Genomic DNA, 19,319 nt, shown 5'->3' on the forward strand with positions numbered 1-19,319 from the left:
TATTTATACCGACGGAAATCATTATAGGGTTCAGACTCCGAATGGGCAACTCTGAAACATGTTAGTTAGTGGGTAATCATCAAAATTTGGATGAGTTTCTTTGATGGGTGAATTAAAGGCGTTGGTTAATATGCAGCTGCTGACCGAGTAGATTGAAAATTTGACTGGCTTGGCCGCCGATTATGAGCTGATGATTTTGAAACTGATTTGTTAAGGCTTCATTGATAATTATTTTGGGGATCCTTGATGGAAAACTACCGGCACTACGGTTAGTACCGACAATGATCAGCAAACTCGCTTGGGCAATCAAGGCTTGTCCAGCGTGAACTGCCCGATGATCGGTGGCAAGGTTTTTCAAAACAAAGTCGGGAATAACGGGGGAACCACATATTGGGCAATGAGGAACGAGTTGGTCTTTAGCAAGGTTCCAATCATAGGTACGATGGCAACCAATGCAGTGATTCTGCCGCATATCCCCCCAATATTCGAAAACAGTTTTGCTTCCTGCCATTTGATGCAGCCAATCAATATTCATTGTTGCGATTCCTGATAATTGACCCCGCTGCTCCAACTCGGCAAGAAAGCGGTGAGCCGGATTGGGAACGGCCTCGGGATGGAAAAAGGTTTTGCGGTAAAGCCGGTAAAATTCTCTGGGATCCTGACTGGCAAACTGGCTGTTCAGCATCCCAAAAACGCCACCATGAAACTGCCGGTCATCGGAAAGAATGTGATCAATTCCAGCGAGGTCGGGAATCCCGGAATCGGTTGAAATACCAGCGCCGGTAAAAGCCACAATCTGAGAAGTGCCACTGATCATACTGGCTGCTTGGTTAATCGCGTGGCTCATTAGTGGCTGATTGGTCGTTTTCATTTGTAAACACCTCTTTAGCAACCGTAATTGCGTTCAGGACTTTTGGAAACCCAACGTATGGTAGGCAGTGAATAAAAGTTTCGATGATTTCCTGTTGCGTTAGCCCAACATGTCGAGCACCATTAATATGAACCTTGAGCTGCGCAGCCGTATCTCCCTGGGTAAGCAGTGATGTGATGGTGATCATTTCACGTTGCTTCAAATCTAATCCGGGCCGGCTATAAATATCGTTAAAGGCAAATTCAAAAATATAGTTACCTACATCGGGTGCAATGTCCTTTAACGAAGCCATCACAGCATCGGCTGCCGCCCCATCTACTTGGTTTAAAATTTGTTTACCATTACTAAGTCTAGTCATCATAAATGCCTTCTTTCTTTTGATTACTGTTATCCTAAATGCTGGAGTTTACTCCATGTCAAGGATAAATAAAAAATGAAGTCATTTAGTTGAGGATAAGAGAGATTTATTGACTAAATAAACAGAGTGGACCAGCAGCGGTTAGACCCCAGAATATAAGCCTCCTAACTTGATATTCCTGATTTTGGAAGATTAAGTTAGGAGGCTTATATGGCCGGGGTCTGCTTGGTGGTCCACGTTTTAACTAAATAACAAGTTCAACAAGATATCCTGAATCTCAATATTTGGTTAATTCGTTTACACGGCCGGAAATTGCTTTTTGACCCGCATTTTTGCTCGGGAATAATCGTGTTGACACTAACAGAGACTGGTCAAAACAGTTATTGTCCCATCACTCATGTTTTAGATGACTGGTAAGGGACTTTTAGGCTAATCTTGATTGTCGCCCAGTAACGAGTCCCGTTTCATCTGGTGATAAGTATTAATTTTTTATCCAGGAAATCAATGTGGGCTTGAAGTTTTGCCTGTTCAGCTGCCAATCGGCTTTTTTGATCGTTTAGCAAAATTAGGCGTTCATCAATGGTAGTGTTCCCTTGATATCTGAGGGTTGCATACGTTTTGATATTGCGAATTGGCATTCCGGTTAGTTTTAACCGTTTGATAAAATTAATCCATTGAATGTCGTGATCAGTGTAGGCTCGCAGATTGTTCGCAGTCCTTTGTGGATAAATTAAGCCTTCCTTTTCGTAATATCTCAATGTATCAATTGATAAGCCGACAATTTTTGAAAATTCACCAATTGCGTATGTCATCTGATCGCTTCCTCAATAGTTGAATGTAATCAGAGCATACAACCGTTTTTGATCTTTTAAAAGCTATTTTGCGTCATTGGCAGAGAAAACCAATTAAATTTAGACGTTGCTGATCGTAATTTTTCCGATCATATGATTCGTTTCCACTGCTGCATGGGCTTTCCTTAAATTATCGACATTAATCGGCTTCAAGACTTGGGTAACGGTTGAATGAAGAATTCCCTGATCGAGTAAAGCTGCCACTTGATCCAGAATGTTGTGCTGGGTAACCATGTCTGACGTATGGTAATACGATTTTGAATACATCCATTCCCAATGAAATGAGGCGCATTTCTTAGTCAGCTTTTGTAAATCGATGCCGCGTCGGTTCTCGGTAATGGCCGCGATTTTTCCGGCAGGTTTGATTAATTCCGCAATTTCGTTCCAGTGGCCGTCTAAATCATTTAGATTCAGAATATAGTCGACATAATGATAGCCGAGGCTTCGAACTTCAGTAACCAAATTTCGACGATGGTTGACTGTTTCATCCGCGCCGTTTTGTTTGACCCACGCGATGGTTTCAGGCCTTGAAGCACTGGCGATGACATTAAGGTCTGCCATGTGAGCCAATTGGGTGGCGATCGAACCAACACCACCGGAGCCATTGATAATTAGGATGGTCCGCTTGGCGTTTGTCGTCGTGGCATGACGATCAATTTGCAGGCGTTCGAATAGCGCTTCCCAGGCGGTTAAACTGGTCAGGGGCATCCCACCAATTTCAGCTGGTGTTAGCTTGGTTGGCGCATGGCCGACAATCCGTTCGTCGACCAGTTGATACTGACTGTCGGTGCCGGAACGGATAAATGATCCCGCGTAAAAGACCTTGTCACCTGGCTTAAAAAGTGAAACGTCATCGCCAATTGCGGTTACTGTCCCATAAGCATCCCAGCCAATTACTTTTGGCTTTTTCAAGTCACGATGACCGCTGTTGCGGACCCCGATGTCCACGGGATTAACAGATGTGGCGATTATTTTAACCAATAAATCATGGCCGCTTGGGGTCGGCACAACTTCTGTAAATGTTTTAAAACTGTCTGGATCACTAATTGGTAATCCAGTTTTTGTAAAACCGATTGCTGTCATTGTTTGCATGATGATAACTCCCTTCAACTTGCAAATTCAGTCTAACCCATTGGAAAATGGATACAAGACGTGAATTTAATGTCACTTGGTTACATTTTTTTTACCTGATTCATGCGATGAGTGGTGAATTTGGTAGACTAGAAGGTGGTTGGTAGCCTATGTGATTACGAGAGAAGGGATTTATGTGAAACGGCATATTTATAATTGCCAGGCTGGCTGTCCGGTTGAGAGTACTTTACAAATTATCGCCGGCAAGTGGAAAAGTGTGATTATTTACCATCTATTGACAGGAACCCAGCGATTTAACGATTTGCAGAAGGAAATGCCGGATTGTTCTCGGCGAATGTTGGCACTGCAACTAAAAGAATTACAAGTTGACGGCGTCATTCAGAAAAAGGTTTACCCGGTTATTCCGGTTAAAACCGAGTATTCTTTAACTAAATTTGGTTTAACACTTAAACCGGTTATTTTAGCGATGGAAGTTTGGGGAAAAACATACAATCAACGAGCAAGTCGGCAAGTTATTGAGAATTAATTGTAAGTTTCAAAACTTGCTCATAAATATTTCAAAATGGAACGACTCGAGTTAAGGATAAATTCCTTAATTTCGGGTCGCTTTCTTATTACAAATCTTTATTTCTGAATGATTTGGCTGAGAATATTAATTTTAGTATCCAACTTGATTTTGTCGACAGTTTATAGTTGATATTAGTAATTAATTATGTGATATGGAACGCTGTACATCATTATGTTGTTAACTGAGTGGTTGCGGTAGGATATAAATAAGGGAGAGATCTAAAATGGCAGAAAAAGCACAAAAGAGAATCCAAATAAAAATGGACCGTGACCTTTATCGTGATGCTACGGCTGTATTTGACAGTCTTGGATTAACTACTGCGGCAGTGATCACTGCTCTATATAAAAGAGTTGTAGTTGAAGGTCGGATTCCCTTTGAATTTAAATTAACGGAGGAAGAAAATGCCCGTCTTAATTTGATCAAAACCGTTTATGACAGTAAGGTGCCAACGTTGACTGATTCAGAGGAGATTCGGAAATATTTGAATGGGGACAATAGTGAAGATTAAAATTGACGTTGGCAAGTTAACTATTATTGCTATTTATGGTGAATGACACATTGATAATTCACGTTAGGAGCGTGGCTTGTATACAGGCAATATTGGAATTAATCATCTGAGATAAAGCGAGGTTATGAAATTTGGCTAGGAAGAAAACCCTTTATAATCCAGAATTAGGAGCTGAGGGACTTTATACCGAAGTTTGGAAATTTGAACTGGTAAAGGTTAAAAACATAACTGATTTACCAGTTATGAATCATTATTGGCAGGATACCAGCGATAAGCTATGGGGTGATTTCGATGACCCAATGGAAAATGTTAGACGTAGCTTTGAGGCATATCGTGAACATAGTGGATACATGACTCCCGACAGTATTCGACATCTGCGTAACCAGCTTAATATGTCAATCAGTGAGTTTGCTGATACGCTTGGAATTAATTTCTCATCACTAAAACAGATTGAAAATAATCAACGTGTTCAAACCGGTCATCAAGAGATTTTATTTGAAGAGCTTAAAAATAAATGGCAGGGTGATGGAAATCATCAATAGATTAGTAGAAATATTTTAGGAACCGTTAATAGATGGACGGATCAAAGTGACAATCATTAATTAATTCCGAGAACGTAATATATCAAGACTGACAACTCTTTGAATTTGAACTCAGAAGGTTGTCAGTTTTTTATCATGGTAATTATTTAACAAAAAAGGAGCAGATTGATACATAATATTAAAATTTTAATTATTTAATGTGAACAAATAACCGCTTACATGTCAACCCAGTCTTGTAATGAGCTTTAAACAAGTATAGAACAGAAACTAATTATTAAATATTAATTAGAGATGATTGGGTTGAAAAAATACGTCTTATTACATAAATCTGAAATGGCAATGCTATCTGGATTGATCGTCTTGATCGAAGCATTGACCGTTTACGGCTCAGTTTTGAACGCCGATATTTTAAATGCGCTGATTGCCCACAACTTTGCACAATTCATGAAAAATGTGGCATTACTGTTAACAGTGTGGCTGCTGGTTGTCCTAACGGAATATATCGAAGGTGTCTATCAAGAAGTTGTGATCCAAAATATTGATATTTCGATCCGAAACAATATTGCCAAGCTGCTGATTCAAAAATCCTATTCCGAATATAACGCTAAACCATATGGCGTCTACGAGTCTTGGATTAATAATGATATTCAGGTGATTAATGAACAGGGATTATCACCGTTGTTTGTCGTCATTCAAGGTGCGGTGGGGACGGTTTTCGCGGTATTAACGTTGATTAAATATCATTGGTCGTTGGCCCTGGTTGCTTTGGTTCTAGCTGGGTTAATTATTTTACTACCCAAAATATTTGATAAGAAGTTGGCGGAGAAAAACCTAAAATTAACGCAGGGGAACGAACGTTTCGTTAACCGGACGCAGGATGTCTTATCGGCATTTAATTTATTATATGCGTTTCAAACACTGCATCTTTTGGTTGATGGAATAAAGGAATCCTCAAAGTTAATTAAAACGGCATACGTCAATCGAAGTAAATTTCAAATCGCTGTCCAAGTGACCGGATTTATGGGCAACGTTGTGTCGCAGGTTATTCTGATTGGACTGAGCGGAATCTTAGCCTTTCAAAGGTTGGTTAAAATCGGCACGATTAACGCGGTTGGTAGTTTGGCCGGCAATATTTTTAATTCATTGGGGAATATGAGTAATTTCCTTGGAATGATTCGCGGTACCCGACCAATTTTTGCAAAATACCCGTTAATTGATGATCAGCCGGCAGATACCGATTTGCGGCCGCACGCCAAACAGCTCCTCACAGCACCAGCCGTATTACAAACGAAGGATCTCAGTTTTTCTTATGATGCCAAGAAGCCAATTTTAAATCACGTTAACCTGACTTTTTTACGAAACAAGAAGTATTTGATTTTGGGTGAAAGCGGGGCTGGCAAATCAACGCTACTGAAGCTGCTGGCTGGATATATTCCTGGTTATCAAGGTCAAATTCTTTTGGATGGGATGTCGCTCACTGAATATCGTCCCGCAGAAATTAGTCGGCGGCTCCTGTATTTAGATCAATCACCGCAAGTTTTGCAGACAACCGTGAGAAACAATCTGTCGCTGGGAGCACAATTTAGTGACCAGCAATTAATCGAGGCTTTGCTGAAGATGAAACTCATTCAAAGCGTCGATGAAGGAAAAGATTACTTGAATTTGGATATTGGTGAAAGCGGTAAGAACTTTTCCGGCGGCCAGATTCAACGATTGGCACTGGCAAGAGGATTAATTCGGGAAATTCCGGTGATGCTAATTGACGAAGGGACCTCAGCAATTGATGAGCAAACGGCAGTTCAAATTGAGATGGCGTTACTCAAAAATCCAAAGTTAACGTTAATTATGATTAGTCATACGCCGCATCCGCAAACGGAAAAGCTGTTTGATAAGGTCATTCATTTTTCATAAATCATGAATCGAAAGTCGGGTGAACGAATTGAAAAATCGTCAACTGAATAAGTATCTGCTGCCAATGATGGCGTTAGTAAGTTCATTTGCCAGTCTTGAAGTTGAGGTTGGCGGGATGCTGATTATTAAGAGCGCATCCAATTCACTGGTGGTTAATGGTTCGATTTCCAGCATCAGTTCAATTGGGTTAATTATCAGTACATTATTTATTGGCTCAAAGTTGGATAATGTGAATAAGAAATTATCACTAATTCTTTTTAATGGTCTGATGTTCATCTCACTATTGGTGCCGTTTTTTAACAATAATAAGTTCTTTTTGGTTCTTTATGTTGGGGCAGATTTATTTGTCAGCCTGTTTTCACTAATTGAGTCACTATCTTTCTCTGGAATTATTAAACAATTAATTAATCCGGAAGATTTAGGCAAAGTAATTAATTGGAATTCATCGTTGGGGATGTTGGGATTAATCGCCAGCCTGGGTGCCATATATATTGTGCTGCTCTTTACCACCGAATTTCGATTTTATTTATTGATTGGTGGGGTTGCCTACTTTATTAATTGCCTGTTTGCAACGTTGTTGGTGACACAGAAGACACCACAAACGAGCGATGTCAAATTTAGCACATTCAAACACCTCAAAAAAGTCGGGCGATCTATTTGGATAAATTCCGGATTGCGGGAAAGCATCATCGTCAGTATTGTGTTTATCCTTGTTCAGTCAGTTTTCAACGGTTTAATGATTTATTTCTGGAACGAAATTGATCCTCATTATAATCATGTTGCGTTACTTTTAATTTCTTATGCAATTGGCATTTCACTTGGTATTTTTTTAATTCGGTTGGAAAAATACCCTTGGCTGATGATTTCACTTGTCTTGTTTTTGATGGGGATCTTCCTAATGATGAGTATTAAAATGACGTTGCCGCTAATGTGTTTGAGCATTATTGCAGTCATGGTTGTTACCATCCCGATCCCTAATTTAGCCTCGAAAGCCAGAATTAAAAATACCAGTGTTTCAGTTCAGTCAGCACAGGCAAGCTTTGTGGAATTTGGCGGGTCGGTTTTAGATGTTGTCTTTAATACTGGTTTAGCCGGAGTCGCCCAAGCTCTTGGAAATCCAATGTTGGTACTAGTTCTTCTTGGCATCTTTGCATTGGTCACAATGCTGATATGTGAAAAGCGGATTTACGCATACGATCGTCAAGGAACGGTTCGAGTAACTGCAGCTGCTAAGGACGATCATTTGTCAATTGCATCTGGTCAGCAAAATAAGCGAGGTGTACAATCAAACTAAACAAGGGGGTAAACTTGGTGCTGATCATCTAAACACTGGGTCTACGTAAGGGGCAATCTATCTTGGAGGTTAGTTGGAATCATGAAAAAGCGGATTGTTTTGGCAGCAACTGGTTTGATGGCTGCCGGGTTTCTGGGTGCGATTACGGTAACGCATCCGGCTCACGCGGCATATTATCGTTGGACTCAGACCAAATTATATTCACCGAGCGTGCCTTACCATGCAAAATATAGCGGTACCATTTATCTGTGGAATGCGCATCACACCAGAGTCGTTCACAATTTAAAGCATTATCCACGGACAACGTGGTACAAGACTGAAGCTGTTAAGATGACTTCAGGATATAAGAGCCGAATATACTACAAAGTATTGAGTGGTAATCAAAAACATGCTGGCTACATTTGGCGTGGTTATTTGACGCCGGGTGTTAACCCTAACGCAGCGGGTTTTGGAACCACGCCTAGTACGAGTACGGGAAGCAGTAGTGGTTCCACCAGTGGTAGTTCAGATACGAGCGGCAGTTCAACTACCGCAAATGATGGTGTTATTTATTCAAATGTCTCGGCTGCGGATGCTAAAAAAATTGATACCAGTGAATATGACACGGATATCAGTACCTATCGGCATAAAGCGCCATATCTGAGTGGCTTGGAATCCTACGATGCTTATGCGAAGGTGCCGACCCAAAGCCAGATTCAAACAGTCGTTAATTTTATCAAAAAGCGAAATCAGGAGCTTGGGATTAATAATATGGGCGTGGTTGATAACAACGCCCAGGGTTGGCAGAACTTCCGAATTGTAATGCGGTCGGTTGATACCAATGGGGGGCCCAAAGTTCCCTTTGTTGAATACATGTACTATGATTTGGAAGATATTGGCACTGGTTATGAGAAAGGGGAACCTGAGTGGTACCGAGCTGGCACCTTTCAAGCGTTTTATGACGCGGCTACTGCGACCACGGTCAAGCAAGCACCAAAGTCGACCAACTTTGATCACCCATTCCCATATGCTGTTTACGCCGGATTAAGCTATGAGTTGCCTAATCAATCATTACTGCGCAACTACCAAGGTATCCAAAGCGGGGACCGTTTATATTTGAAACCCGGATCTCAATACACCGTGTTCCAAGACGGCGATAGGTTATGCTATGTCCGAACCGCAAACATTCTTGATTTTTCGAACGGTCCGATTGTTAAAAACGGGATTCAATACGATGATATTGATCCGGCAAGAGATTCCTCAAAATTGGATCCGAATAAAGGAAAGGTCTATCGGGAAATTACTGAGAATTACAATTTTGACGAATACCATTATGAAAACGGTAAATGGCAGAAGGTTTTTTCAGTTAGGCTGAATTATGGTGAAGAATTGACTGATAAGAAATCAATCTCGATTAGCGTTTCCTTTTATGATGCAAATGGTCGAACGACTCAAGCGCCTGGAAGCGAAGCCAGTCCTCAAAAGCTACCCGTTGATTTAACTTTTCCAAGCAAGAACTATGATGCCAATTATTTGAGTATTCTTTATTTGCCGGACTCAGATTTTCAAAAATATGAGGCAAATGGCGGTAAGTAAGCGACAGTCGAAACAAATTATTGAGTTGAATTGTTCGCTTGAATGACTGACAGTTATCGAAAAATCGTGATGCTGTTGCTTTTGGAAAATAGCGCTATACAAAAAACGAGATCGCGGCAGAAATTCGCTTCGATCTCGTCTTTTTATGCAAATTATCGAGTGAGACTACCAATTTAGTAGGTGGTCTTTGAAAACTAATCGTTTAGTGATGGCCCATTAAAAAAATGGCAGCAAAAACGACTAATACTAATACCGTGGATAAATAACCAAATAAAAGCTTAGTGGGTCGATCAAATTTTTTCTGACCATGAAAACTGAGCCCCAATCCGTAAATGAAAATAGTGAAGAAGCAGTAGAGAACCAAGCCGGTCATACTATAGGCAATGAAGTCCGTTCTAGTCGAAAGCGCCAATCTGGGAAGCAGTAACCCAGCTAATAAGCCGATGAATAATAGAAAAGTTGGGCTAATAACGATGATCTTTTTCATGTTTATCCCTCCATTCACAGGAGCAAGCAAACAACTTTTTACACTATCATTATATTTCGGTTATATAGATAACGCCCCAAATTTGATTTTTTTATTTAGATGGATATCTGCTTATTAATGTGATGCTGTTTGAGATAATTAGTTAATCCAGAAATTGGCAAAATTTGAGTTTAGGGTTCTAATGGTATAAAATTTATTCAAACGTGTGTTCGTATAGTGCGATTTGTTTTATCGTTAAATTTTCCTGGAGGCTAATTTTGAAAAATGCAATTATTGTATTACTAGATCACTATGCTGATTGGGAACCGGGTTATCTAACTGGAATCTTGAATCAAAAGAAAGACTGGACAGTTAAATATGCATCCAATCAGGCTATTAGTCACTCAATTGGTGGCTTAATGACAAAAGTTGACTATCAGCTGTCTGAGTTGTCTTCATTGAATCAAATCGATCTGTTGGTTCTCGTTGGTGGCAAATCATGGACGCTTGAGAATCGTGCTTTATATCAGATTGTTAGGAAACAATTGACAGGTGGCTTACCCCTGGCTGCAATTTGCGGATCGGTCGATTATCTTGCGCGGAGTGGGTTCCTAAATGATTATCGACATACCGGTAACGCGCAGTACCTGTGGAAAACTTATCAGAATTACCATAATCAAAACGGCTTTGTTAAGGCTCAGGCATTTCGTGATAAAAATTTAGTGACTGCAAACGGAACAGCAGCCTTGGATTTTACTGAACTGGCTTTAGATCTGATCGGTGAGGGCGAGAAAGCTGCTAAACAGGAAGTGGACTTGTATCGGTTAGGCTTTTATGATTATTGTAGAAAATATGGAAATCCATTCTAAAAAAATGTTACGACAGTGAGAACTTCATTGCCGTAACATTTTTTTGGATTGAATTTTTATTTGGTTGGGTTTTAAATGGGACGATTTGATTAATTATTACTGAAGGAGCAGCCACTTGAAAAATATCGTGGTTGCTTCAGATGAAATTGAAACAAGCGTTAAAAGATGCCCTTAGCACGTTCGATTAAGTTATTTAACAAAGCGGTACTAACTTTCCCAACAGTTTCGCCGTGCCGGGCAAAGTAATCATAGTTTGGAATCTGAAATGTAATAATTGATCCATGAATCCCACTAGGATGATCGGCAATTGGCAAGTAAATTCGTCTGTCTTTTTTAAGCTTAGAAGTGATTGGCATACAGACCACCATGCTCACCTTCTTCATGGTCAGCATGCGGCTCAGCATCAATAAAGATAAGGTCGCCCTGTTTAGGAGTTATCAATCAGTTTGCTGCTTTCCAATCGGCTTTTCCAGACCATAATTACCGGTATCAGCCAATTCGGCACGGAAGTTGATGTCGCTATAAGTACCATCTAACCAAGGATTACTGTGAATGGCGCGATATTCTAAAGTGTCGTCACCGGTGACAACCAAGACATACTTTTTTCTTTCTGGAATTCCTGCATCAGCTGGAACCGTGAGAGAAAGTGAGTTTCCTGAACGGCGAGTGACAAATTCTCCTAAGACTCGTTCTTTATTTTTATTAGTCAAAATAATCGCTCTCCTTCTTTACTTACAAGTATATTCCAAATAACTTGTACTTACATGTAGTGACAATCTGAGTGCTAAATGATCAAAAAGAATGATAATAAATTGTTGCATTTTTCTTCACAAGAATTAGAGATTCCTACTTGTTAATGGTTGATTACATCTGTTTCTCAGCGCTTTTCTCAAATCGAAGCACGTGCCATCCGCCAACGGCCGCAACAAAAATCAAGATAATCCCAAACAGACCGGCTGGCCAAGCCATCGTTGACAACCATGATACGGTGATTGGTTTATGAGTGATCACTTCGATCCGGTAGACAGTCAGGTACAACGGTAAGTTGCCAATCACACCACAGATGAAGAAAGTAACCGCATAAATGACCGCTTCCATTATTCTTTCAACGATTGCGTTGGTTGACGTGAACCCCAGTAAGAACAGTTGATTTAAATTAATTCGTTGTTGTTTGCTAACAATCACGGTAATGACCAACACGTTCGCTAAAATAATCAGCAACGGTGCGCCAAGATAGATGACTAAGCTGGCAATTGAATTAGCAGTCGCTTCCTGGTTAGTCCCACCGTTAGTGATCCCGGAAGTGATGTACGTAATCCCGGTTAATAGAAATGAACCACCAAACAGTGGGGCGATTAATGATGATAGGTAGTTCTTATCAAACATTGTGTTCCAGTAGGCGGTATTAACGGTTGCGGATGTTTGTCGTGGCAAAATTTGCGTCCAAAATTTGATGATTTTTGGCAAAATCAGTTGTGCGACCAATGCGAATAATATAATTGATAAGAGCATAATAATCATTAAACTTTGGGTGTAAGTTTTACCAGCCTCATGGGAGTTACCAAGGGCTAGATAGTGTTGGGCTTGCGATGTGACGATGAGTGAATTGCCATAGGAAACGATCAAACCCAATGCACTAATCAGGATTAATAGAAGGTGGGTTATTGATTGAAATTTTGAACGACGTTTCTTAAAGTTCAAAATATCAGTTTGCGAGTTAACAAATAATTTGTGCGAATGCAGGTAGCCCGCCATTCCAGATATGGTAAAAATAAACGCAACTGTCCAGAAACAGGCAGGAATTGAGAACTCAAGTGGGATTATCGGCATGTGAACAAATCCCGTCAGATTGGTAACCCACGTATCCAGCGCAACGGTAAACGGGACGGCAAAGATAAAGCCGATAAAGGCACCGATCGCACCAAGCAGGGCTAATTGGCCACCGATTAGAATGGCAAGTTGATTGGGATTAGCGCCTAAAATCGTCCATAACGTGTATTCTTTACTCATGCTGTTGATCACTAATTTGATGACGCCACTGGAAACGATAAACAGGGTGATGACGCCGAAAATCATCGGGTAGTAAAAAATATCACTGGGATTTTCCATTCGACTCAAATGAGAGAAGTGATCGGCAATGGTGAAAATCCCGTTTAAACAGGTTCCGGTTAAAAAGCCGGTGACGATGAATAGGAAGAGGGCAGCGAACCATGATTTCCAGGAATGTTTGAATTGTAACCAAATAATTCGTAGCATGATCATCAACTCTTTTCTTCGTTAAGTGCTTGAAAAATTTCTTCAGCCGTGGGGTCATCAATGACCTTTTCCAAGTGGCCGTCACTCAAGGTGATTGCCTTGTCGGTTGCGGCGGCCATTTCAATATCATGGGTGACCATGATGATACAAACACCTTGATTTGCCAGGTGACGTAATAAGTCAAAAATGATTTTTCGGGAAACGGTGTCCAAGGCTCCGGTTGGTTCATCCGCGAAAATGACCCGACTGTTTGCGACTAAGACACGGACTATGGCAACCTTTTGCTGTTCACCACCGGATAAATCTGAAACAAAATTACTGGGATTGGCCTCAAAGTTAATTTGTTTGAGCAGTTGAGTAATCTTTTCTTTATCAACCTTTCGATGGGCCAATCGAAGTGGAAGCACAATATTGTCGAATGCGGGTAGTGCTGGAATTAAGTTGTAAGATTGAAAGATAAAGCCAATCTGATCACGGCGAAACGCGGCTGCCTTGGCAGGGCGCAACTGATAAGGGTTGGTTCCCAAAATAGTTACTTGACCGCTGGTTGGTTTGGATAACCCAGACATTGCGTTAAGTAACGTCGATTTACCAGAGCCGGACGGCCCGACAATACTGAGAAATTCACCGGCGTTGGCGGTTAACGAAATATCGTGAAGAATTTCCAGAGTTTGCTTACTGTTGCCGATAGAAACACTTTTGGTGACGTTTTGAATGTTAATGACTTGATTTATCATGATAACCACCTCAATTAGTTGTTTATTTATCAGATTAATTTGAAGCTTTTAAGAATCTATTCTCCCTCAAGATCAAAACCATGGTGCCGGTTACAAACTGATATTTGGAGTGTCTTGGTAACCGGATTGCCAGTGATTGCTGATGCTATTCAAGACTACGCGGATTGCTGAATTTACTGAATTCATGGTTGGATAATTTCCATGTGCTATTTGGTAGGGGATGAATGCCAGTTTTAGCGTATTTGTTGGAGTAGATGTATAAATTGAAGCTTAAATTATTCCGACGTTGATGCATGACATATTTGTATTGAAGTTTTGATCCGGCTGGCAATTTATGGCTGGTTGAATTACCAGCATCATCCCCAACGTGATCAGAAACATAGGCGACTGCTTTTCGACTGGTCAGGCTGACGACTTTGTTGCCGGATTTGTTGTAAACGTCGATCCAGTCATGATGATGGGTCTTGGGTGCGGCTTGATTGAGACTGCAGCCACTTAGTGTGACCAAGACAAGAGGTATTAATAATACAAGTGGTGTTTTCATGTTAGATGGCTCCTTTATTTTTTAGCTAAACTTACACATTTTTTTGGAAAGAGACGAGGCCAATTCTACGATTTAGTGAATTAAATTCACCGCGTTAAGTCTCGTGAACGGATGATTTAATTTCTGATAGTTAGCATCTGATAGTTTATAGTGAACGGCATGAATAATTGGGATGTTAGATACCTGTGCGTGTTTGGAGTTTGAGTAAACTGACATATGAATCGCAACTTTTGGCTTAGCTTGATAAAAAGTATAACGATAAGTGAGGTGAGCGTTATTGAGATATTTCTTTCCGATTCCCACTTGATCAACGTTGGCCGCATCACCGACAATATTAGAAATATAGATCACGTCCCGGCGATTTGTAATCTGGGCGATCTCTTTGCCTTTCACGTTGGAGATGCTGACCCAGTCATACTTGCGAAATGGCGATTTTTGCATTTTCTTTGACTTGATCATGAGTTGATTAAGTTCTTTTGATTGATTACCACTGCACCCAGATAAAATCGGGATGGTCATTACCATTGCTAATAATGTCATGAGGAGGGTAATGATCTTTTTCGGGCTGCTGCTTGTCATGATGAACCTCCAATCTGGATTAAATCCGCTTTCGGCTAAATGCGATGTAGCCAAGGATGATAAATAAGACAATATACACGAGATTACCGATTACCAGCTGGCTGTCAGTGAGGAATGATTGTTTAATAATTCCCGGGGTAGCAAACTGAAAGCCAACGTTAAACATATTCCCCGGATTCCATTTAACGAATGGAAATGCTGATCCAAAAGATTTGATAATTAGACTGGAAACACTGGTACCAAATATGAGTAAAGCAAGGCCGCCGGTTGCCGCGATTGAACTGGTTCGACTTAAACCGGCAATCAGAAAGACAAGCGTAATGACTAAGATTGTGCCAAACTGGTCACCTAAAGTTGCAGTGATGAAGGTGTTGATGATTGGTCGGCCATTGTAGAGACTATGCAGGGGAAGTTTTGAACCATAAACTAGAATGGCAATGCCGAATGTAAAGATAAAAATTAAAAAGTGCATGATCACATCATAGATAGTCAATACAATCATTTTTGACATATAAATTAAAAATTTATTGTTATGGCTGGCAACCAAGTGTTTAATGGTGCCGTACTCAAATTCCATTGCCATCATATTGGCGCCGATAACCACGATTGCGATATCCAACCATTGAAATCCGGAAAAACCTTGAGTAAAGAAATATTTTCGATCAGAAAGGTTACCACCAGTTCCCATAAACAGCATTAATGCTAAAATTACAAGCGGTGAAAGTAGAACGCTTTTCTTTTGAAACAATTTATAAAATTCCTGTCGAATTAAATCAAGCATGATTGACGACCCCCTCAGCTTGTTTTAAAAATTGCAACGTCGCGGTTTCCAAATCCATTCCTTGGTGGCTGATATTGGTAATGGTGATGTGATCATCAAGCAGAATTTGTAAAACATTGGTCAGTTGATTTGGCGAAATTTGAATCTGAAGTTGATCGTTAGTCAGTGAAACATCAAAGTGATGATTGCCAAGTAGTTGCCGTGCGTCTGAATTGCGATTGGTCACCATTGTAAAACATTGATGACCAGCTTCCCTTAAGGCCTGGAGCGGCTTTTGTAAAATGATCTTACCGTGGTCAATCAAGACAACGTCGGTGATGATCTTTTCCAGTTCACTCAGAATGTGGCTGGAAACAATAAACGTGGTTCCCTTAGCGGCTTGGGAAAGAATAATTTTTCGGACAGCCAACGTTGACATCAGATCCAGCCCGTTCATTGGTTCGTCCAGGATGACCAAGTCGGGATTGTTTACCAGAGCTAAGGCAATTCCCAGTTTCTGTTTCATCCCAAATGAGTACTGGGTGACTTTTTGATTAATATAATTTTCCATTCCCAGTAGATGAATAACCCGTTGTCGGTCAGCCGGCTTGATACCATAAAGTTTGAAGTGTTTCATCCCGGTTAAGAATGGGTAAATAGCAGGACTTTCAACTAATGCACCAATCTTTTTACCCATTGTGCCTGTGGTCTGCGCGGTCATCTTCCGGCCTTCAAACCAGATATCACCTTGCGAATAAGGATAAATCCCAAGAATACATTTCATAATTGTTGATTTCCCGGCACCATTTGGACCAACCAGCCCAATGACTTTACCACGGGGAACCTTAAACGAAACGTTTTCCAATACCTTGTGTTTACCAAAATTCTTACTAAGATTGCTAACAACTAGAATATCGTTCATGTTCATCCCTTCTTTTTATACTACTGTTCTATTCACCTAGTACGGTATAACAAATTAACTGAATATGCAAGGAATGATGGCTTTTATTTTGCCTATTGGCAGGAATTGAAAAGGGGGGGAATAAACTGTTCATAATATGGTGTGTGGGAGATATCAATCGTACAAAAGCAGGCATTTTATTTTTTTAATGATTGCCTGCTTACTAAATAAACGATGTTTTAACGGTTTCGTGATAAATAGCATCCAACTTTCTTGCACATTTTTATTTTTAACTGTTTCTTGGATTAACAGCCTATATATGTAAGATGTATTTTGATTTTTGCGCATTTTTGGCATTTACAACGGTGTATAATATCAACTAGTTAAGTATTTATCGAAAGAAGGCAATCAAATTGGATTATCAATTACTCTCAGTTTATAAATACAATGGCAGCGGTCCTTCCAAGAGCAATGCTGAAGTGGACGCTGAATATCAACGACGTTTAGCAGGGTATTCCACGATTGTGACGGACATGTACCCGGTGTTGGATAAAAATGAGTATGAACAAATTGATCATTATCCGCTGTTCTTTGTTCAAACGAATGCAATCAATCGGTTAATTAATGAAATCACGAGAAATTCAAGCCAAATTACGGCGATTGCTGAGAAGCTGCCTGGTGTTGCCAAGCGTAGTTACACGTTAAAATTATTGACATCTGAAATCTACTACACGAATGAAATTGAAGGTGTTAAAACTAATAAGCAGGAAATTGGGACGGTGGTTGGTCAACTTGCCACCAAAGGAAAAGATCGGCCTATTCGAAGACTGGCATCAGCGGTAAAGCTGTATCATGACACATTGACCGGCAAATCCTACCAAATTGAATCGCTTCAAGACTTTCGCGAAATCTACAATAAACTATTAAAAGGGGAAATTTCGAAAGATCAGCAGCCGGACGGCAAAATATTTCGTGATCAACCGGTATATATTGGAACTGCCGATCAGAAAATTCATACGCCACCTGCTCGCGAAGCAAAAATTCAATCAAAGTTGACACCACTCATTCGGTTTATGAATCAGCATGACATTCAAGATCTGACTAAAGCTGTTGTGACGCACTTCATGTTTGAAAATAGTCATCCATTTAACGATGGTAATGGCCGGACAGGGAGATATCTACTTTCGTCGTATTTGGCCAATAAGTTGGATCACTATACCGGTTTATCGATTTCGGGAGCTATTCACACCGATCAATCCGCTTATTATAAAGTGTTTAAGCAAGCTGATAATTGGGAGAATCGGGCTGATGTTACGTTATTTATTCAGAAAATAATGGAAATTATTAGTGAAGGCCAAACTGATATGATTATTAATTTAAATCAACTATCTGACCAACTTGAACAGACGCTTCATAAAATTGAAAGTGCGTTTCACGACCCTGTCCAATGCAATATTATGTATCTGCTTGCCCAATCTAAGTTGTTTAGTGAAAATTCTGAAACAGGGATTAAAGATATCGAATTAATTAATGTGCTTTATGCGAGTGATTCAAAGAAGTTTCACAAGAATAAGATTAGAAGTGAAATTGAGAACTTAACCAACCAAGGAGTTATTACGGAAATTAAGAAGCGGCCATTACAGCACTTGGTGGGGGATGAATATTTAAGGTATAGATTCTAAGTGGATATATTTAATTACGAGAATGGACTAAGGAGCTGCGATAAATGCTGAGAACCATCGGCACCATCTTATTAATCGCGTTTATGTTATTAACCGGGACGGCCGCGTTCGTGGAACTAATCAAAGAAAAAGGTAAGCAAAATACGTTAATATTCTTGACAAATGTCCTGATGGCTTGCGCAAGTTTGACCGCAGTGACCTACTTTGCCCTTGATTATGGTGATTTCTTGGTTGTCGGGATAATAGCTTGCCTCGTGATGATTGGGTGTGCTATTCTGAACGGCCTTCTAAGGCATCAGTTTCATTTCTGGCATCATATGATTCGGATCATGATCGTGTTATTGGCACTGGGTTTATGCTTGGTTTAGCAAATGGTTGATATTAAAAAACTGGGGGATCGGATCATAAATTGTGATTAATTCCTCAGTTTTCCTTGTTTTCAGCTATGATATTAATTAAGGCGGTGAGCAAATGGATTATATTAAGTCAATTCGGAATAAAGTGGGGCATGATCCTGTGATCCTGGTATTTGCTGGTGGAATTTTAACTGATCCCGATAATCGGATTTTGCTGCAGAAACGAGCCGATTTTCATCAGTGGGGCTTGATTGGCGGTGCTTTGGAATATGGTGAAACGGCCAGCCAAGCCTGCATCCGCGAGTTCAAGGAAGAAACCGGGTTGGATGTAGCCGTTGATCAATTATTAGGCGTTTCTACTGATCAAATTCAGCACTATCCCAATGGTGACGTGGCGCAATGCGTGGTCGTTTCATTTGTGGTTCATCAAGTGGGTGGCCGATTGAATTCCAAGAATGATGAGACCCTTGATTTAGCTTATTTTCCTTCGAATCAGTTGCCACCAATTTTCAATCAACAGCATCAGAAATGTATTGGAGCATTTAGGAAACGCCAAATTGGTTATTTTGACTAGCTGATCAAGTAAAGCTAGATAAATG

22 protein-coding genes and 1 pseudogene are annotated in these 19,319 nt (G+C 40.3%); 10 read left to right on the plus strand and 13 right to left on the minus strand.

What is annotated here, in order from left to right; all coding sequences use genetic code 11:
• Nucleotides 1-112 precede the first annotated feature (112 nt).
• From FC85_RS04540 to FC85_RS04555, 4 genes and pseudogenes are all read right to left on the minus strand, one after another.
• Nucleotides 113-871, minus strand: coding sequence for an SIR2 family NAD-dependent protein deacylase (locus FC85_RS04540; RefSeq protein ID WP_225427618.1), 759 nt, complete (start codon nucleotides 869-871; stop codon nucleotides 113-115).
• The gene (locus tag FC85_RS04545) at nucleotides 831-1,232 is read right to left on the minus strand and encodes a carboxymuconolactone decarboxylase family protein (protein ID WP_057864365.1); all 402 of its coding nucleotides are present in this window, start codon (nucleotides 1,230-1,232) and stop codon (nucleotides 831-833) included. Before FC85_RS04545 ends, FC85_RS04540 begins: the two co-directional genes overlap by 41 nt.
• Before the next feature lie 426 nt (nucleotides 1,233-1,658).
• Nucleotides 1,659-2,041: pseudogene (locus FC85_RS04550) on the minus strand (MerR family transcriptional regulator).
• A gap of 99 nt (nucleotides 2,042-2,140) precedes the next feature.
• Nucleotides 2,141-3,163: a zinc-binding alcohol dehydrogenase family protein gene (locus tag FC85_RS04555; RefSeq protein WP_057864464.1), complete on the minus strand. Its 1,023-nt coding sequence runs from the start codon at nucleotides 3,161-3,163 to the stop codon at nucleotides 2,141-2,143.
• A gap of 184 nt (nucleotides 3,164-3,347) precedes the next feature.
• On the opposite strand from FC85_RS04555, the gene FC85_RS04560 reads away from it, so the two are divergent.
• From FC85_RS04560 to FC85_RS04585, 6 genes are all read left to right on the plus strand, one after another.
• Nucleotides 3,348-3,698, plus strand: a complete 351-nt coding sequence (locus FC85_RS04560; protein WP_057864367.1) for a winged helix-turn-helix transcriptional regulator — start codon at nucleotides 3,348-3,350, stop codon at nucleotides 3,696-3,698.
• Nucleotides 3,699-3,963: 265 nt separating this feature from the next.
• Entirely contained in the window at nucleotides 3,964-4,248 is a 285-nt protein-coding gene (locus FC85_RS04565; protein ID WP_057864368.1) for a type II toxin-antitoxin system RelB/DinJ family antitoxin, read from the plus strand.
• Between the two features lie 131 nt (nucleotides 4,249-4,379).
• The gene (locus tag FC85_RS04570; RefSeq protein ID WP_057864369.1) at nucleotides 4,380-4,790 is read left to right on the plus strand and encodes a helix-turn-helix domain-containing protein; all 411 of its coding nucleotides are present in this window, start codon (nucleotides 4,380-4,382) and stop codon (nucleotides 4,788-4,790) included.
• 300 nt (nucleotides 4,791-5,090) lie between these two features.
• The gene (locus tag FC85_RS04575) at nucleotides 5,091-6,701 is read left to right on the plus strand and encodes an ATP-binding cassette domain-containing protein (protein WP_057864370.1); all 1,611 of its coding nucleotides are present in this window, start codon (nucleotides 5,091-5,093) and stop codon (nucleotides 6,699-6,701) included.
• Nucleotides 6,702-6,729: 28 nt separating this feature from the next.
• Nucleotides 6,730-7,995, plus strand: coding sequence for an MFS transporter (locus tag FC85_RS04580; RefSeq protein WP_057864371.1), 1,266 nt, complete (start codon nucleotides 6,730-6,732; stop codon nucleotides 7,993-7,995).
• 81 nt (nucleotides 7,996-8,076) lie between these two features.
• Nucleotides 8,077-9,570 (plus strand): hypothetical protein, encoded by a 1,494-nt coding sequence (locus FC85_RS04585; RefSeq protein WP_057864372.1) that lies wholly within the window; start codon nucleotides 8,077-8,079, stop codon nucleotides 9,568-9,570.
• A 202-nt stretch (nucleotides 9,571-9,772) separates the two neighbouring features.
• On the opposite strand, the gene FC85_RS04590 is transcribed toward FC85_RS04585, so the two are convergent.
• On the minus strand, nucleotides 9,773-10,057 hold the full coding sequence (locus FC85_RS04590) for a LasU family protein (RefSeq protein WP_057864373.1): 285 nt from the start codon (nucleotides 10,055-10,057) through the stop codon (nucleotides 9,773-9,775).
• Between the two features lie 257 nt (nucleotides 10,058-10,314).
• Here FC85_RS04590 and FC85_RS04595 point away from each other — a divergent pair, with 257 nt between their 5' ends.
• Nucleotides 10,315-10,905 carry a DJ-1/PfpI family protein gene (locus FC85_RS04595; RefSeq protein WP_057864374.1) on the plus strand — a complete coding sequence of 197 codons (591 nt, stop codon included), beginning with the start codon at nucleotides 10,315-10,317 and terminating at the stop codon, nucleotides 10,903-10,905.
• A gap of 158 nt (nucleotides 10,906-11,063) precedes the next feature.
• Here FC85_RS04595 and FC85_RS04600 read toward each other — a convergent pair whose 3' ends face one another.
• From FC85_RS04600 to FC85_RS04635, 8 genes are all read right to left on the minus strand, one after another.
• Nucleotides 11,064-11,261, minus strand: coding sequence for a hypothetical protein (locus tag FC85_RS04600; RefSeq protein ID WP_057864375.1), 198 nt, complete (start codon nucleotides 11,259-11,261; stop codon nucleotides 11,064-11,066).
• Nucleotides 11,262-11,342: 81 nt separating this feature from the next.
• Nucleotides 11,343-11,615, minus strand: a complete 273-nt coding sequence (locus FC85_RS04605; RefSeq protein ID WP_057864376.1) for a hypothetical protein — start codon at nucleotides 11,613-11,615, stop codon at nucleotides 11,343-11,345.
• Nucleotides 11,616-11,769: 154 nt separating this feature from the next.
• Nucleotides 11,770-13,161: an ABC transporter permease family protein gene (locus FC85_RS04610; protein WP_162255415.1), complete on the minus strand. Its 1,392-nt coding sequence runs from the start codon at nucleotides 13,159-13,161 to the stop codon at nucleotides 11,770-11,772.
• A gap of 5 nt (nucleotides 13,162-13,166) precedes the next feature.
• Complete coding sequence (locus tag FC85_RS04615; protein ID WP_057864378.1) at nucleotides 13,167-13,898, minus strand: ABC transporter ATP-binding protein; 732 nt, start codon at nucleotides 13,896-13,898, stop codon at nucleotides 13,167-13,169.
• Nucleotides 13,899-14,043: 145 nt separating this feature from the next.
• Nucleotides 14,044-14,442, minus strand: coding sequence for a hypothetical protein (locus FC85_RS04620; protein ID WP_057864379.1), 399 nt, complete (start codon nucleotides 14,440-14,442; stop codon nucleotides 14,044-14,046).
• A 72-nt stretch (nucleotides 14,443-14,514) separates the two neighbouring features.
• Nucleotides 14,515-15,021, minus strand: a complete 507-nt coding sequence (locus FC85_RS04625; RefSeq protein ID WP_225427562.1) for a hypothetical protein — start codon at nucleotides 15,019-15,021, stop codon at nucleotides 14,515-14,517.
• Between the two features lie 19 nt (nucleotides 15,022-15,040).
• Nucleotides 15,041-15,802: an ABC transporter permease gene (locus FC85_RS04630; protein WP_057864380.1), complete on the minus strand. Its 762-nt coding sequence runs from the start codon at nucleotides 15,800-15,802 to the stop codon at nucleotides 15,041-15,043.
• A complete protein-coding gene (locus FC85_RS04635; protein ID WP_057864381.1) occupies nucleotides 15,795-16,703 on the minus strand; it encodes an ABC transporter ATP-binding protein in 909 nt (302 codons plus the stop codon). Before FC85_RS04635 ends, FC85_RS04630 begins: the two co-directional genes overlap by 8 nt.
• A gap of 392 nt (nucleotides 16,704-17,095) precedes the next feature.
• Between FC85_RS04635 and FC85_RS04640 the strand changes: the two genes are divergently transcribed.
• The 3 genes from FC85_RS04640 to FC85_RS04650 all read left to right on the plus strand — a co-directional run bounded on the left by FC85_RS04640 (nucleotide 17,096) and on the right by FC85_RS04650 (nucleotide 19,294).
• The gene (locus FC85_RS04640) at nucleotides 17,096-18,364 is read left to right on the plus strand and encodes a Fic family protein (RefSeq protein WP_057864382.1); all 1,269 of its coding nucleotides are present in this window, start codon (nucleotides 17,096-17,098) and stop codon (nucleotides 18,362-18,364) included.
• A 44-nt stretch (nucleotides 18,365-18,408) separates the two neighbouring features.
• Complete coding sequence (locus tag FC85_RS04645) at nucleotides 18,409-18,732, plus strand: hypothetical protein (RefSeq protein ID WP_057864383.1); 324 nt, start codon at nucleotides 18,409-18,411, stop codon at nucleotides 18,730-18,732.
• A gap of 103 nt (nucleotides 18,733-18,835) precedes the next feature.
• Nucleotides 18,836-19,294 carry an NUDIX hydrolase gene (locus FC85_RS04650; protein ID WP_057864384.1) on the plus strand — a complete coding sequence of 153 codons (459 nt, stop codon included), beginning with the start codon at nucleotides 18,836-18,838 and terminating at the stop codon, nucleotides 19,292-19,294.
• The last annotated feature ends 25 nt before the right edge of the window (nucleotides 19,295-19,319 follow it).

Source organism: Lentilactobacillus diolivorans DSM 14421, assembly GCF_001434255.1.
Classification (GTDB): Bacteria; Bacillota; Bacilli; order Lactobacillales; family Lactobacillaceae; genus Lentilactobacillus; species Lentilactobacillus diolivorans.

Coding starts and splice junctions, on each gene's coding strand:
- FC85_RS04540 (WP_225427618.1), bottom strand. CDS start 871: ATGAAAACGACCAATCAGCCACTAATGAGCCACGCGATTAACCAAGCA.
- FC85_RS04545 (WP_057864365.1), bottom strand. CDS start 1,232: ATGATGACTAGACTTAGTAATGGTAAACAAATTTTAAACCAAGTAGAT.
- FC85_RS04555 (WP_057864464.1), bottom strand. CDS start 3,163: ATGACAGCAATCGGTTTTACAAAAACTGGATTACCAATTAGTGATCCA.
- FC85_RS04565 (WP_057864368.1), top strand. CDS start 3,964: ATGGCAGAAAAAGCACAAAAGAGAATCCAAATAAAAATGGACCGTGAC.
- FC85_RS04585 (WP_057864372.1), top strand. CDS start 8,077: ATGAAAAAGCGGATTGTTTTGGCAGCAACTGGTTTGATGGCTGCCGGG.
- FC85_RS04590 (WP_057864373.1), bottom strand. CDS start 10,057: ATGAAAAAGATCATCGTTATTAGCCCAACTTTTCTATTATTCATCGGC.
- FC85_RS04600 (WP_057864375.1), bottom strand. CDS start 11,261: ATGCCAATCACTTCTAAGCTTAAAAAAGACAGACGAATTTACTTGCCA.
- FC85_RS04610 (WP_162255415.1), bottom strand. CDS start 13,161: ATGCTACGAATTATTTGGTTACAATTCAAACATTCCTGGAAATCATGG.
- FC85_RS04615 (WP_057864378.1), bottom strand. CDS start 13,898: ATGATAAATCAAGTCATTAACATTCAAAACGTCACCAAAAGTGTTTCT.
- FC85_RS04620 (WP_057864379.1), bottom strand. CDS start 14,442: ATGAAAACACCACTTGTATTATTAATACCTCTTGTCTTGGTCACACTA.
- FC85_RS04625 (WP_225427562.1), bottom strand. CDS start 15,021: ATGACAAGCAGCAGCCCGAAAAAGATCATTACCCTCCTCATGACATTA.
- FC85_RS04630 (WP_057864380.1), bottom strand. CDS start 15,802: ATGCTTGATTTAATTCGACAGGAATTTTATAAATTGTTTCAAAAGAAA.
- FC85_RS04635 (WP_057864381.1), bottom strand. CDS start 16,703: ATGAACGATATTCTAGTTGTTAGCAATCTTAGTAAGAATTTTGGTAAA.
- FC85_RS04645 (WP_057864383.1), top strand. CDS start 18,409: ATGCTGAGAACCATCGGCACCATCTTATTAATCGCGTTTATGTTATTA.
- FC85_RS04650 (WP_057864384.1), top strand. CDS start 18,836: ATGGATTATATTAAGTCAATTCGGAATAAAGTGGGGCATGATCCTGTG.